Genomic DNA, 14,317 nt, shown 5'->3' with positions numbered 1-14,317 from the left:
GCAATCTGCTAATTACACGTTATTAGGTCTTATAGGTGTAATCATGTTCCAATTAATCATTTGGGGACTAATCGGAAGTGGATTAGTATATGCCTTCTTTACACTTTTTGCTAAGTTTAAAACCTCAATGCCATTTTAATAATGAGATCGATTTATTAAAAAGTAGCACTATATAAGTGCTACTTTTTTAGTTGTTGAAAAATAATCTGTGAAAATAATCTTGTCAAATGATAACTAAATTTACGTAAAGGATGTTGAGTGATGTTCATTTCCACTACTGGATTCTCGCTTTCCATGGGGCGAAACCTGAGCCTCCTCGGCAAGCCTGCGGGGTCACAGCCTTTCCGCATTTCGCATCCTTTCGTTCCAATCAACTTATTCATCAAAAAATCTCAGTAATGATTTGAGTTTGAAAGATTATATGTTTATCATCAATAAGGTCTTAATCGTGCCCTTCCTGTTTTCTCTGCTCTACATGTCGCATGTTTGATGGCAAACCACAAAGAGGAATAGTTGATAGATTAGTATTTAAGAACATAACAAAAAGGTAGCACTTAAGTGCTACCTTTTTGTTTATCATTTTTTACTTAATTTAGTTGGCTATTCACGACAATACTTTGCCAAATCAACTGTGTTGGTGGAACGGAATAATTTTTTGGAATTGGAATCCTTTGTTTGTTATTACCAATCCATGTACCAATTGTATAATTTGAAGTTAATCCCATGAACCATAGATTTGTATTATCGTTCGTTGTACCAGTTTTTCCGCCTATATAATTTAATGGCATATAGATATGTCTAGCAGTACCATCCTTTACAACAGAGTTTAACATGCTTCTCATTGTTTCATTCGTTGAGATATTATAAACACGAACTGATTTTGGTTGATTTTCATATAAAACAGTACCATCTCTCAAAGTAATTTTTTGTATCGCACTGTTTTCATAAAATACGCCATTGTTTCCAAAGGTAGAGTAAGCATTTGTCATTTCCAATGGTGACATACCGTAATTAAATCCTCCAAGTGCACGCCCTAGTTCGATACGGTCCTCAGAAGTTATACTAGCAAACCCAAACTTATCTATATATGAATAGCCTACACGTGGTGTAAGTTGCTCATATAGTCGAATTGCAGCTGTATTGTAAGAGTTTTGCATAGCAGTACGTAAAGTGACATCACCGTATTCTTTCTTACTATCATTTTTAGGACAATATGTGCCCTTACAATAATTATCTGCGTTTACCTTTGTATCAGGAGTTGCACCAAATGTTTCAATATAAGGTGCATAAACTAGTAATGGTTTAATTGTAGAACCCGGTTGTCTAAATGTTTGAAACGCACGATTTAGATTATGAGGTTCATAGTTTCGACCACCAGAGATTGCCACAATTTCATGAGTATCATTTTTAACGACAACTGCTGCGCCTTGTGTATTTGTTGAAATCGTACCTCTATTTACTGCACGGACAGTAGCTGCCTGTATTGTAGGGTTTAAACTTGTATAAATTTTTAAACCTTGGTTTTGTAAATAAGTTACTCTTTCTCCAGGAGTCTTTAATTTCTTTAAATCATTTTGTTGTGCATCTGATAGTTTAGCAGTATTAAATTTTCCTTTTTTACCAGAAAAAATCTTTTTCAATTCAGATTCAACAAGATAAGAATAATAATCAGGATACTCTTGTACTTTATTATTCTTTTTAAGTGTAATTTTTTCTTTCATAGCAGTTTGATATTGTTGTTCTGTAATTTTACCCTGACTTTTTAAAATACCTAGAATTCTTTCTTGGCGTTTTTTAGTATTGTTAAAATTTCTTAATGGGTCATATAAAGTTGGGTTGTTTGGAATTGAACAGACAAACGCTGCTTGCGCAATACTCAAATCTTTTGCTGATTTGCTGAAGTATGCTTTACTTGCTGCCTCAATTCCATAATTGCGATTTGCAAAATAAATTGTATTGATGTACATTTCTAATATTTCATCTTTAGAATACTGTTTTTCTAATTGAAGTGAAATTTGGATCTCTTTTATTTTGCGCTCCATCGTACGTGCTTGAGTTAAATATAGATTTCGTGCAAGTTGCTGTGTAATTGTACTAGCTCCTTGTTCTATTCCACTATTTGAAACATTCACCATAAATGCCCTAGCTACACCAAATAAATCAATACCTTTATGTGAATAAAAATATCGATCTTCAGTTGAAATAAAAATATCTTTTACAAGTTGAGGAATTTCATTACTTTTTAAATTGATCCGATTGTCACCGGAAGCAGGAATATAAAAAGGGTTGTTTTTTCGATCATAAAAAACACTGTTTTGTGATAGTGAAACAACTGGGAGTTCTTCAACTTTCTTTTTGGGAATACTTTTTGAGACCTCGTAGGCCATCATGGCTTTCTCAGATGTGAAATAAAAGGCAAGAAAGCTTATTATAATAATTATAAATCCAATAATTTTTTTCATAATAGCCCTCAATATACTTAGATTTTTTATTTCGTTTAAGAATTAATTGAACGAACGTATATTATTTTAACACGATTTTTCATAATGATGGGCATCTTATGTTATTTTTTACACAAATCGGTTGTATTAATAAAATAAGTGGAAATGTTGAAAATGGGTAATTTGTCTTACTTGAATAATACTGAATCATATAAGACAATAGGTAAAAATCAGAAAATTTATTTTTCTGGAGGTGAGGAAATGAAAGAGCAGCTCCTATTTATTGATTTTGAATTTACTATGCCAGATGGAAAATCAAAAGGGATTAAATTTTTTCCGGAAATCATTGAAGTTGGTTTTGTAAGCGTCATTAATGAGGAGATTAATCAGACTTATTCCTCTTTTGTTAAACCAATTCAGTTTCCTACGTTATCCTCAAGATGTAAAAGGTTCCTAAATATTTCTCAAGAGAATGTTGATAATGGAATACAACTAAAGGAACTCGCAAAAATATTAGAAGAGTCGACAAGAAACTATCGAACAACAATCATTACGTGGGGCAATATGGATATGAGAGTGCTTAAGCATAATTGTGAAGCCGCGAATTTATCGTTTCCAATAAATGGAGAGGTAAGAGATTTATGTCTTGAATATAAAACTTTCTTTGGTAACCAAAATCAAACAGGACTTTGGAATGCAATGAAAGAGTATGGGAAAGATGGTACAGGTAATCACCATAAAGCACTAGACGATGCTTTAACAACATACCATATTTTTAAATTGGTAGAAAAAGATAAACAGTATATGAAAAAGCCAGCTCCTGCTACATTAGGTGACTTAATTGATTTTTCACTACTAAAGAAAAGAATATCATCATATTAAAAACCAATTGATCTTAATTCAATTGGTTTTTATTTTTTCTATTACTATTTTGCTTTGATTATTAAGGAATAATTTGTATAATTGGCAAAGGGAGTGATTGAGCTATGATGGAATTTTTATATTTTCCAGAAGACAAAACAGAGTATATTCCTGCAGTTATTTCATTAATTTGCTTTATGATTGCTGCTTTTGTTACTTTTTATTTAATTAAAAGAGCATCAACAAAAGAAGAAAAGCGTTTAGCAGAATTAATGGAAACGAAAGAAAAAAAGGCGTTACGTGAATAAAAAGATTCGAAATGGGGACTTACTAAGGAAGGTCTCTTTTTTTTGGATTACGATATCACATTTTCATCACATCTTTATGATATGTTATACACGTTAGAATTTTAGGAGGCAATACATATGAAAAAGATTTTGAGCTTATTAATAGTGTGTATTATGATTACTACGGGTTGTTCAAATGTGAAGAAGAAAGAACCAGTAGTTGAAAAACCAGTTGATGTAACGATCCTTCTTCCTAATACTGGAATCAACGCAAATAAAGAAGTTACACTTCGCGCTGAAGTTAGTCAAAATAATAAAGCCGTGTCTGATGCGGATGAGGTTCAGTTTGAGATTGGGAAAACAGGTGAAGATAGCATGGCAATGCTTGATGCCAAAAATGGTGTAGATGGAATCTATTCTGCAAAATATACATTTACCCAACCTGGTGATTATTATGTAGTTGCTCATGTAACTGCTAGAGATCAGCATACAATGCCTAAAAAAGATATTAAAGTTTCAAATCCTACTGCGAATAACAGCGTAAGTCAGACAAGTGAGCATGAATCACACAGTGATGATCATCATAGTGATGTTATGATTCATTTAATGGGAACTGAGAAAATTAATGTAAATAAAGGAAAGCTTTTCACAATTCATCTTATGACAAATGATGGGAAAGCTCTTGAAAAAGCAAATGTGAGAATTGAAACTTGGAAAGAAGAACATGGAAAGCATGATTACACAGATGCAAAAGAAGTTGCTCCAGGTGAATATGAAGTTAAATATACTTTTAAAGAAAAAGGAACAAATACTGTAAAGGTTCATGTAGAAAAAGGGAAATTACATGATCATACTGAAAAAGAAGTTACAGTTAACTAAATAAAAAACAGAGGCTATCCTAACGTATTTCAATAAAAAGGGTAGCTTCTTTTTTAGAAAATATTTATGGAGGTGATCACATTGAAGAAAATTACTTTAGTCCTTACGATTCTTTTGTGTTTTTTCTGTACTAGCTGTATCCCCAAAAAAATGTCACGTATTAATGATTCTGAAAATGTACTCATCTCGGTAAATAAAAAAGTGGGAAGTTTAACGTTCCTTAGTCAAAAAGATTTACATAAAATAACAGATTGGGATTTAAATAGAGATGTAAGTGGAGCAGTATTAATGAACAATGGGAAAGAAATTGCTGTATACCATCCGTCAGTACCAGAAATCGATGTTTACAAGTTTTCAACAGGCGAAAAGATTAATAGCTGGGAAGTAGGTACTGGTATTACGAATATGATTTCTTTGAAGAATAATAAGATGATTGCTGTAACGAATGGAAAGAAAGATTCAATTACTTTTTTTAATCACAATGGTAAAGTTCTCAAAAATATAAAATTAGGTAAAAATCCAATTTCAATGGTCGAGGATACGATCCATCATAAATTATTTGTCAGTTTGTTTAATGAACGGAAAGTAGTCGGAATTAACTTGAAAAATTTTAAGATCGATCAATCGATTGAAGTACCGATTACATCAATGGGATTAATCTTAAATCGTAACGCTTCAGAACTTTTTGTTGGTGGACACGGAAATGGTGAAGCAGAGAATGAAGACGTCAAAGTCTATTCAACTACAAATGGAGATTTTAAAAGATCACTCCATACGCCTCTAATGCCTATTTCGTTTTTTCGAAATGAAGATGGTTTGTTTACAATTGCTCACGGTACAAACCAAATCTATCAGTTAAATCCTGACCAAGTAACACAAACGAAATCGATTGAAATTGGATCAAACCCATATACAGCTATCGGATCTAAGCATACTGCATATGCAGCAAGTTATGACTTAAATAAGTTATATCAAATTGATACTCGAACAATGAAGGTTGAGAAAGAGGTAGCAGTTGGCAGAGGGCCATTTCAATTATTGCTAAGAGAGGGTACCCGACATGAGTGAAAGAAAGATATTAATCGTTGATGATGAACAAGAAATCTGCCAATTGGTAGGAATGTATTTAGAAAATAGTGGATATAGTTGGGACCAAGCAAATAATGGCGAAGAGGCTCTATCTAAATTTAGTCAATCAAACTATGATTTATTAATCTTGGACATTATGATGCCTGTAATGGATGGGTGGACACTTTGTAAAAAGATTAGAGAAACTTCAAATGTACCCGTGATTTTCTTAACTGCAAAAGGAGAAGAATGGGATAAAGTAAATGGGTTAAAAATGGGAGCGGATGATTACATTGTGAAGCCATTTAGCCCGGGTGAATTAATAGCAAGAGTTGATGCTGTCTTAAGAAGAGTAAAAAATATGGGTGAGGACTCTTCAGTTCTACAAATAGGTCATATTAAAATAAATGAGAAATCTAGAAATGTGTTTGTATCTGACAAGCCATTATCACTAACGCTAAAGGAATATGATCTGCTTTTATTCTTTTGTAAGCATCAAGACTATGTGTTCAGTAGAGAGCAAATTTTGGAAAAAGTTTGGGGATATGACTACTTTGGAACAGCAAGAACGGTTGATACACATATCAAAACATTACGAATCAAACTTGGACAGGATGCGGATTATATTTCTACTGTGTGGGGTGTAGGATATAAGTTTGGGATGAACGGATGAAGAAGTTAATAAACTCACTTTCATTTTTACAAAAGCTTTGGTTAACAATCTGTTTAATGGTAATTTGTACAACAATCTTTTTCTTTTTAATGTTTCAGTTTGCGTATAAGCAATTATATGTTTCATACGTCCGTTCAACTTTAATTCAAGAAGGTAAAAGTTTAGTAAAACACTATCATAAGACGGATAATGTTAATAACTTTGCACAGTTTGTTTCAAAATTTGATTCGGTATCCAATGCTAATGTTTTATTTGTCAGTAATCCGAGAGATTTAAGTGCGTGTATACCTTATAATGTAAGTCATCAATCTTTCATAACAGAGGATGATCGAGAAACGTTATTAAAAGGAAAAGTCATAACAAAGACGGGATTTGAAAAACGTTTTAAACATCAAATAATAGGTGTTGTAGTCCCAGTAGTTAAGAAAGAAAAACTTGAAGGGATCATTTACTTACATCTACCGTTAAGGAGCGTAACTGAGCTAATCCAACAATCAAAATGGATTTTCATGATTAGCACATTGTTATTTGCATTCGTTATCCTTTTAATCGGTAGAAGCATAATAAAACAAATGATTAAACCATTATCTAGAATGGAACAAATATCCTATAATATGGCAAATGGTGATTATACAGAACGAATAAAGTATAGTAGTGGTGATGAAGTTGGTAAATTAGCAATTGCCTTTAATTCGATGTCTGATTCACTACAAAGAGAAGATGAAAATAGAAAAGAGTTTTTAGCAAACGTTTCTCATGAACTAAGAACACCGCTAAGTTATGTAAAAGGTTATAGTGAAGCAATTTTAGACGGAGTTATTAAAGAAGACCAACAACTAAAATATGTTGGCATTATTCAAAAAGAGGCAAGTAGAATGCAACGATTAGTTAGAGATCTACTTGACCTTGCAACTTTAGATGGACAGCAATTTCCTTTAAATAAAGAACCAAACGTAATTTCTCAGCTAATTGAAGATTCAATCGAAACTTATTCACAGGTCCTCATCGAACGGAATATTAAAATTCAGAAGAATTTAGATGAATCAATCATTGCAAATGTTGACCCAGACCGTTTTCAACAAGTTATTCACAATTTACTTGATAATGCAATTCGGTACACACCATCAGGCAAGACAATTTATATTGATTTATTTGAAGATAAACTTGTAACTTTGGAAATTTTGGACGAAGGTAAGGGAATCCCGGTAAACGAAATACCTCATTTAGTAGAAAGATTTTATCGAGTCGATAAAGCTAGATCCAGAAAAGAGGGAGGAACTGGCTTAGGACTTGCAATCGTTAAACAGATTATTGACCAGCACAACGGCAAAATTAAATTTATGAATGGTGAGGGAAAAGGACTAAAAGTTTCCATCACTTTACCAAACTTCGAAATATAAAGAGGTTCGTTGAGAGAATATTTAAGATAAATTGTCAACAGTCTGAAAGTTAGATATATGGTACCTGTTTACACGCTGGGAGTCTCTCCAAATAAGGAGAGACTCTTTTTTTGTGATGTAGAGTTAGGTCAATTCAAATAAAATTTGATATTCGGTCATAAATATGCTCAGGAATTTCCTCGGGGATTAAGTGTCCGGCCTCAGGATAAGTAACTAATATTGATTCTTTTAAATCTTGATGTAATCTCTCTCCAACTGATAATGGGACTACTTTATCTTTTTCCCCCCAGATTAAAAGGATAGGAGCTGATATTTTTTGTAAATCAGTTGGACTTAAGTCACCTTCTCGATCACGGATCATCTTTGTTAAAGCCCTAAAGATTTCATCTTTTAAAAAAGGTTCCTTGTATCCGTTTATCATTTCCTCGTCGATTAATTTTTGATTATGAACTACTGAAATTAATGAATTCATAATACCTTGTCTTGCCAAATGTCTTTTTACGTAAAGATAGAAAAATGGAAAATAAGAAGAAAAGATAAGATGTGGATTTGCTCTTCCTAAATAACCAGAACTACAAAGTAGAATTACTTTTTGAACTAGCTCTGGTTTTTTCTTCGTTACGTATAAAGCGATTTGTCCCCCCATTGAATGACCAACTAAATAAATATTTTTTAAATCTAAATGACCTATTAGTGAAATAACTACATTTGCAAAATTATCATATGAGTATTTAAAATTTAAATGTTTCCCGCTTTTACCAAATGGCGGTAAATCAATTACAAGAACAATATGATCCTTTGCGATAAATGGGATCAGTCTTCGAAAACTAAAGCAAGATGACAAAAAACCGTGAATTAATACAAATACTTTTGTATCTTGCTTGTTGATATTATGAAATCCGTAAAGTTCGTAATAGATATCAAGTCCAGAAACTTTATAAGTTGACTGTATTGTTTCAGAATGATTTATCATCCTAAACTCTCCTTTAAGTTTTTGGATTATTATGTCCATACTTATTGATTACATTCTTGAATACAAACGTCTTTCTATTAAATTGATTGAGGGGTATCATTAAATACTTTTAAATTGTATGTTTTTCGTCAATTCTATTTATTATAAGAAATAATTTGAAAATAATTGAAATAGCCCAACCATTGAAGTGACTATAATACATTAAAGGGTTTTCAAAAAAGGTGCGCCTAAGGTAATACTATGCAAACTTTAAAAGTTGGTCTGTGTATGCTAAAATTTAATTAGAGGAATTGAACGAAAATTAGGAGTGTTTTGAATGGCACAAAACTACAATATTGGTAAAGTTTACACTGGTAAAGTAACAGGGATTCAAACGTATGGTGCCTTTATTTCACTTGATCACCAAACACAAGGACTAGTACATATTTCCGAAATTATTAATGGATACGTTCGAGACATTCGAGATTATATATCAGTAGGCCAATTAGTAAATGTACGTGTACTGTCTATTGATGAGATGACAGGAAAAATAAGTTTATCTTTAAAAGGAGCAAGTATCGATCAAGGATTTAATGGTGAAGACAATTTAAAACATGCGGCTAGGCTATTAAGAGAACTTAAACCAGATGGATTTAACACTCTTCATAAAAAATTAAATGAATGGCTTCATGTTGAGATGAAGAAAGAGAATATGACAAATTAAAAAGGAAGGGTATTCCCTTCCTTTTTAATTTGAAAATTTTATTTATATTTATCTCACTTCATTTGTTTCAGGATGTGTACCTAGCTCTTCTGAAGGTTTAAATAATAAGCCAAGGTTTATTAAACCTGAAATACCAACGATACCATAAATAATTCGAGCAAAAGCAGAATCTGCACCACCAAAAATCGCTGCTACTAAATCGAATTGAAAGAATCCAATTAAACCCCAGTTTATAGCTCCAATAATTGTAAAAATAAGTGCAATACGTTGTAATGTACTCATATCGGTTTTACCTCCTTTATAATACCTTCAAAAATAGCTTGCCTCATTTCATGTAGTTTATGTATGAATCAAAAAAAACAAATAAAGATGTTTACTTACATTTTTTGTTAAAAAATTCACATGGATTTTATTGTATTTACTTGCGTTGAATAATTTAATTAGGTACATTGTAAAGGTATTACAATATTAAGGAGGTTTGATGTATGACTTCTCATATTAAATTTGACTATTCAAAAGCAAAAATGTTTTTTCAAGATCATGAAATATCTTATTTAAGAGATGCAGTGAAATTATTTCACCATACTATTCATGAAAAAACAGGCGCAGGTAGTGATTACCTTGGTTGGGTAGAGTTACCTAATGATTATGACAAAGAAGAGTTTTCTCGTATTCAAAAAGCAGCTGAGAAAATTAAATCAGATTCAGACGTTCTTTTAGTAATTGGAATTGGCGGATCTTATCTAGGTGCACGTGCTGCCATTGAAATGTTACAACATTCGTTTTTTAATATTGCTTCTAAAGAAGAAAGAAATGCACCTCAAGTTTTCTTCGTTGGTAATAATATTAGTTCTACATATATGCACGATTTAATCCAGGTGTTAAAGGATAAAGATTTTTCAATTAATGTTATTTCAAAATCTGGGACAACTACTGAGCCAGCAATTGCATTCCGTATCTTTAGAAAATTATTAGAAGAGAAATACGGTGTTGAAGAAGCGAAACATCGTATTTATGCTACAACTGATAAGGCTCGTGGAGCGTTAAAAACAGTTGCTGATGAAAAAGGATATGAAACATTTGTAATTCCAGACGACGTTGGCGGACGTTACTCAGTATTAACAGCAGTAGGTTTATTACCGATTGCAGCAGCAGGAATTGATATTGAGCAAATGATGAAGGGTGCGCAAGAAGCGTATAAAGAATATAACTCTTCAGAATTGGAAGATAATCAAGCTTATCAATATGCAGTTGTTCGAAATGTTTTATATAACAAAGGTAAAACAATTGAGATGCTTGTTAACTACGAACCATCTTTACAATATTTTGGAGAATGGTGGAAGCAATTATTCGGAGAGAGTGAAGGGAAAGACCAAAAAGGTATTTATCCATCTTCAGCTAACTTCTCTACAGATTTACATTCATTAGGACAATATGTTCAAGAAGGTAGACGTGATCTATTTGAAACAGTTTTATCTGTTGAAAAAGCTCGTCATGAACTTACAATTGAACTTGAGGATAATGATTCAGATGGATTAAATTATCTAGCAGGAAAAACTGTAGATTTTGTTAATAAAAAAGCTTATGAAGGTACAATATTAGCTCATGCTGATGGAGGAGTACCAAACTTAGTTGTTACATTACCAAAATTAGATGCATATACTTTCGGCTATACAGTTTATTTCTTTGAACTTGCATGTGCGATGAGCGGCTACTTACTTGGTGTAAACCCATTTGATCAACCAGGTGTTGAAGCTTATAAGAAAAACATGTTTGCTTTATTAGGCAAACCTGGATTTGAAGAATTAAAAATGCAATTAGAAGAAAGACTGAAATAATCAGGTTAAACCGTTGTTAAATTTTTAACAACGGTTTTTTGTTATCCAAAATTTCCTTAAATTTAGAAGTTATGTTTTTTCTGAAGAAGAAAATACTAATAGTAAAAAGGAGGAGAAAGAGTATGTATCCTTTAAAATCTAAACTAGAGAATCAAATTTTCCCACTTAATTCAATTGAGGGGAAATTAAAAAATCATGGTTTTGTTATTGGACCAAACTGGGATTACGATCATGGTAGTTTTGATTTATTAATGCAAGATGATGATGGATATCAATATTTAAGATTACCTTTTAATGTTACTTCAGGTTCATTAGATATGAATGGAGCGGTTATACAATTTGAGACTCCCTTTATATTGACTCATATTTATAATGAAGGACTTGATGATAATATTGGTTATGAAGGGAATGTAACTGGATCATTAAACCAGTTTCAAGAACCAATTGAAAAAGATGCAAAAGTACCTAGAAAATATCAAATAAAAGGGTTTGAAATACTCAAGCGGATTGAAGAAGAACTAATTTGAGCCAAAAAAGAGCCAAATCATATTATTTATGATTGGCTCTTTTCTTTATTCTCCGTTAATTAAGTGAAATAAGAAAATCATCTTTGGTCAGTTTAATACTTTTATCAGGTCGAATAATTGTCTGTTTATCACGGATCATTCCGATTATCATTTTATCGTTATTTAAAGCTTCTACTACAATATCAAAATAAAATTGACCGACCATTTTTTGATCCACTTCTAATATCTTAACAGTAAACGTTTCTAATTGATTTGTTAGTTTAAGAATAACATCTGAATATCCTTTATGCATAATGGATCCTGACATTACAAATGAAGTTAATAAATGAGCTTCAATAATTTCATTTGCACCAGCCCGCCTTGCATTAACGACTTGATTTTTAGTAAGAATCTCAGCTATACAATTAATTGAATGGTTGACACCTTTTGCAGCGATAATTGTTATGATTGTTTGCATATCTGCTTCATGTTCATTTTTATTTTGATCTGCTGTAATTAAAATGGTTTGAGCAAATTTTAAATTAGCTTTTTCTAGAATCGCATCACTAGATGCACTTCCTTTTACAAAGTGCACTCTGTTTAGATCAGGTGGTAAAAACTCCAAACTTTCATCGATTAATACGATTTGCGCTGAGTAGGAAGAAGCTCTCAATTGTTGAATAACGTTTTTAACCCTTTCATTCCAACCAACTATTATAATATGGTTTTTCTTCGTATATTTAAGTGTTCCTTTATAATCTGCGTCTTGGTTTCTAAATGCCTGTGCAGAAAATGAAATCATATAATAAGAACCTAATCCTGTACCGAGTAAAATTAATGCTATTGCAAAAAATCGTCCAATTGGAGATAAAGGAACGTAGTCACCGTAACCAACAGTAAATGTCGTAACGATTGACCACCACATCCCATCCCAAACAGTTGGAAAAGTAAATGGTTCTGCAAAATGGATAATGGCACCGAAAACACTAATTAATGAAATAAGGATTAATGTAACTTTAATAAGAGTATAGGATTTAAAATAAGTTGGTTCGTTACGAAATACTTTCAAGCTAATTCCTCCATCGCAATCTCGTAACACTTATTTTTACCAATAACTAATAAGTTATCACTGCTATATACTTTCTATTTCAATTCCTCGAATATTATCTATTTGTTCAATATCATAATAAATTTCTGTTGTTCTTCGTTTATTAAAAACAAGTAATTTCATTTGGATATAGTGTTCATCATTATTTAAGCCTTTTATTTTAATGTTTTTCACTGTTATATCTTGAGCAGTAATTTGATCGATTACAATTTTTATATTTTCTTTTCCCAAAACTGTCAATTTCAAACTTATATCTCTTTCTTTTAATCTTTTTGGGCCAAGCTTATTAATTAAGTAAGGAATTAATTCTACGCTAATAATAAGTAATCCTACACCAGCGAATGCTTCGACATAAAAACCTGCTCCAACAATGATCCCAATACCTGAAGCACCCCATATCATTGCAGCTGTTGTTAATCCCGCAATTGTGTCGTTACCTCTACGAAGTATTACTCCGGCACCGACAAATCCTATTCCTGATACAATCTGTGCTGGCAAACGTAATGGATCCATTGTGATATTTAGATAATCACTTCCGTGAAAGGAATAAGCTGAACTAATCGAAACAATTGTTAATAAGCAGCTCATTATTGAAATAACAAGACATGTTTTTAGACCAAGAGGTTTTCTTTTTAACTCTCTTTCTAATCCTATAACGGAACCTAACATGGCTGATATCAGTAATTTTATAAGAATATCTGGTTGTAGCTCCATTTTCTAAACCCCTTTTCTATCTAGTTTATGGCTAATTCGACATCCCGTATTACACTTCCTTTGTTTTAAACATAAATTATTTTCTTTCTAAAGCTTAATAAAACTACGTTGTTTAACTTCTAATATAAATTAACCTTTTTCTGCATGTGAACAACTTTTTTCTACTTTTTATAAAAAAATATAAAAAAAGGGTTGCTATATAATAAATGCGATGTTATATTTATATACGTCGCCAAGATGGTTCGACAAAAAAGAAGTAATAAAAAATAAAAAAAATATTGACTCGCTTTTGAAGAGATGTTAATATGAGAAAGTCGCTAATGACGCGACAAAGTGAACTTTGAAAACTAAACAAAACATGAAGTAAACGTCAATTATTAGTTTTTTGAGCAATACAAGATTTAAACTTAACTTTTATGGAGAGTTTGATCCTGGCTCAGGACGAACGCTGGCGGCGTGCCTAATACATGCAAGTCGAGCGGACTAATTGGAGCTTGCTCCAATTAGTTAGCGGCGGACGGGTGAGTAACACGTGGGCAACCTACCTATAAGACTGGGATAACTTCGGGAAACCGGAGCTAATACCGGATGACACAAAGGAACTCCTGTTCCTTTGTTGAAAGATGGCTTCGGCTATCACTTATAGATGGGCCCGCGGCGCATTAGCTAGTTGGTGAGGTAACGGCTCACCAAGGCGACGATGCGTAGCCGACCTGAGAGTGTGATCGGCCACACTGGGACTGAGACACGGCCCAGACTCCTACGGGAGGCAGCAGTAGGGAATCTTCCGCAATGGACGAAAGTCTGACGGAGCAACGCCGCGTGAGCGATGAAGGCCTTCGGGTCGTAAAGCTCTGTTGTTAGGG

At 32.6% G+C, this 14,317-nt stretch carries 14 protein-coding genes and 1 rRNA gene; 10 read left to right on the top strand and 5 right to left on the bottom strand.

What is annotated here, in order from left to right:
* Positions 1-587: 587 nt before the first annotated feature.
* Positions 588-2,462, bottom strand: a complete 1,875-nt coding sequence (locus tag B7R67_RS20855) for a transglycosylase domain-containing protein (protein ID WP_088072917.1) — start codon at positions 2,460-2,462, stop codon at positions 588-590.
* Positions 2,463-2,702: 240 nt separating this feature from the next.
* Between B7R67_RS20855 and kapD the strand changes: the two genes are divergently transcribed.
* The 6 genes from kapD to B7R67_RS20825 all read left to right on the top strand — a co-directional run bounded on the left by kapD (position 2,703) and on the right by B7R67_RS20825 (position 7,609).
* A complete protein-coding gene (gene kapD / locus B7R67_RS20850; protein WP_088072918.1) occupies positions 2,703-3,323 on the top strand; it encodes a 3'-5' exonuclease KapD in 621 nt (206 codons plus the stop codon).
* A gap of 104 nt (positions 3,324-3,427) precedes the next feature.
* Positions 3,428-3,610, top strand: coding sequence for a hypothetical protein (locus B7R67_RS20845; protein ID WP_088072916.1), 183 nt, complete (start codon positions 3,428-3,430; stop codon positions 3,608-3,610).
* 117 nt (positions 3,611-3,727) lie between these two features.
* The gene (locus tag B7R67_RS20840) at positions 3,728-4,468 is read left to right on the top strand and encodes a FixH family protein (RefSeq protein ID WP_088072915.1); all 741 of its coding nucleotides are present in this window, start codon (positions 3,728-3,730) and stop codon (positions 4,466-4,468) included.
* Between the two features lie 81 nt (positions 4,469-4,549).
* Positions 4,550-5,536 carry a YncE family protein gene (locus B7R67_RS20835; RefSeq protein ID WP_088072914.1) on the top strand — a complete coding sequence of 329 codons (987 nt, stop codon included), beginning with the start codon at positions 4,550-4,552 and terminating at the stop codon, positions 5,534-5,536.
* Positions 5,529-6,209, top strand: a complete 681-nt coding sequence (locus B7R67_RS20830; RefSeq protein ID WP_088072913.1) for a response regulator transcription factor — start codon at positions 5,529-5,531, stop codon at positions 6,207-6,209. Before B7R67_RS20835 ends, B7R67_RS20830 begins: the two co-directional genes overlap by 8 nt.
* Positions 6,206-7,609 (top strand): sensor histidine kinase, encoded by a 1,404-nt coding sequence (locus B7R67_RS20825; protein ID WP_088072912.1) that lies wholly within the window; start codon positions 6,206-6,208, stop codon positions 7,607-7,609. The genes B7R67_RS20830 and B7R67_RS20825 overlap by 4 nt, the downstream gene beginning before the upstream one ends.
* Positions 7,610-7,742: 133 nt before the next feature.
* On the opposite strand, the gene B7R67_RS20820 is transcribed toward B7R67_RS20825, so the two are convergent.
* Positions 7,743-8,579, bottom strand: coding sequence for an alpha/beta fold hydrolase (locus B7R67_RS20820; RefSeq protein ID WP_407920417.1), 837 nt, complete (start codon positions 8,577-8,579; stop codon positions 7,743-7,745).
* Positions 8,580-8,898: 319 nt separating this feature from the next.
* Here B7R67_RS20820 and B7R67_RS20815 point away from each other — a divergent pair, with 319 nt between their 5' ends.
* Positions 8,899-9,285, top strand: a complete 387-nt coding sequence (locus tag B7R67_RS20815; protein ID WP_088072910.1) for a CvfD/Ygs/GSP13 family RNA-binding post-transcriptional regulator — start codon at positions 8,899-8,901, stop codon at positions 9,283-9,285.
* Positions 9,286-9,333: 48 nt separating this feature from the next.
* Here the strand turns inward: B7R67_RS20815 and B7R67_RS20810 are convergent, their stop codons facing one another.
* Entirely contained in the window at positions 9,334-9,567 is a 234-nt protein-coding gene (locus B7R67_RS20810; RefSeq protein ID WP_056468643.1) for a DUF378 domain-containing protein, read from the bottom strand.
* A 203-nt stretch (positions 9,568-9,770) separates the two neighbouring features.
* Between B7R67_RS20810 and B7R67_RS20805 the strand changes: the two genes are divergently transcribed.
* Together B7R67_RS20805 and B7R67_RS20800 are read left to right on the top strand one after the other, a co-directional pair.
* Complete coding sequence (locus B7R67_RS20805; RefSeq protein ID WP_088072909.1) at positions 9,771-11,123, top strand: glucose-6-phosphate isomerase; 1,353 nt, start codon at positions 9,771-9,773, stop codon at positions 11,121-11,123.
* Positions 11,124-11,245: 122 nt separating this feature from the next.
* Entirely contained in the window at positions 11,246-11,650 is a 405-nt protein-coding gene (locus B7R67_RS20800; protein WP_088072908.1) for a YugN family protein, read from the top strand.
* Between the two features lie 55 nt (positions 11,651-11,705).
* Here B7R67_RS20800 and B7R67_RS20795 read toward each other — a convergent pair whose 3' ends face one another.
* Both B7R67_RS20795 and B7R67_RS20790 read right to left on the bottom strand, forming a co-directional pair.
* Complete coding sequence (locus B7R67_RS20795) at positions 11,706-12,698, bottom strand: potassium channel family protein (protein ID WP_158095159.1); 993 nt, start codon at positions 12,696-12,698, stop codon at positions 11,706-11,708.
* Between the two features lie 63 nt (positions 12,699-12,761).
* Entirely contained in the window at positions 12,762-13,451 is a 690-nt protein-coding gene (locus B7R67_RS20790) for an MgtC/SapB family protein (RefSeq protein WP_088072906.1), read from the bottom strand.
* A gap of 413 nt (positions 13,452-13,864) precedes the next feature.
* Here B7R67_RS20790 and B7R67_RS20785 point away from each other — a divergent pair.
* A 16S ribosomal RNA gene (locus B7R67_RS20785) occupies positions 13,865-14,317 on the top strand; the annotation flags it as partial.

It is taken from the genome of Gottfriedia luciferensis (assembly GCF_002156865.1).
GTDB lineage: Bacteria > Bacillota > Bacilli > Bacillales > Bacillaceae_G > Gottfriedia > Gottfriedia luciferensis.
The sequence above is the reverse complement of the archived record's forward strand: the minus strand, read 5'-3'. Positions and strand labels throughout refer to the sequence as shown.

Coding starts and splice junctions, on each gene's coding strand:
- B7R67_RS20855 (WP_088072917.1), bottom strand. CDS start 2,462: ATGAAAAAAATTATTGGATTTATAATTATTATAATAAGCTTTCTTGCC.
- kapD (WP_088072918.1), top strand. CDS start 2,703: ATGAAAGAGCAGCTCCTATTTATTGATTTTGAATTTACTATGCCAGAT.
- B7R67_RS20845 (WP_088072916.1), top strand. CDS start 3,428: ATGATGGAATTTTTATATTTTCCAGAAGACAAAACAGAGTATATTCCT.
- B7R67_RS20840 (WP_088072915.1), top strand. CDS start 3,728: ATGAAAAAGATTTTGAGCTTATTAATAGTGTGTATTATGATTACTACG.
- B7R67_RS20830 (WP_088072913.1), top strand. CDS start 5,529: ATGAGTGAAAGAAAGATATTAATCGTTGATGATGAACAAGAAATCTGC.
- B7R67_RS20825 (WP_088072912.1), top strand. CDS start 6,206: ATGAAGAAGTTAATAAACTCACTTTCATTTTTACAAAAGCTTTGGTTA.
- B7R67_RS20815 (WP_088072910.1), top strand. CDS start 8,899: ATGGCACAAAACTACAATATTGGTAAAGTTTACACTGGTAAAGTAACA.
- B7R67_RS20810 (WP_056468643.1), bottom strand. CDS start 9,567: ATGAGTACATTACAACGTATTGCACTTATTTTTACAATTATTGGAGCT.
- B7R67_RS20805 (WP_088072909.1), top strand. CDS start 9,771: ATGACTTCTCATATTAAATTTGACTATTCAAAAGCAAAAATGTTTTTT.
- B7R67_RS20800 (WP_088072908.1), top strand. CDS start 11,246: ATGTATCCTTTAAAATCTAAACTAGAGAATCAAATTTTCCCACTTAAT.
- B7R67_RS20790 (WP_088072906.1), bottom strand. CDS start 13,451: ATGGAGCTACAACCAGATATTCTTATAAAATTACTGATATCAGCCATG.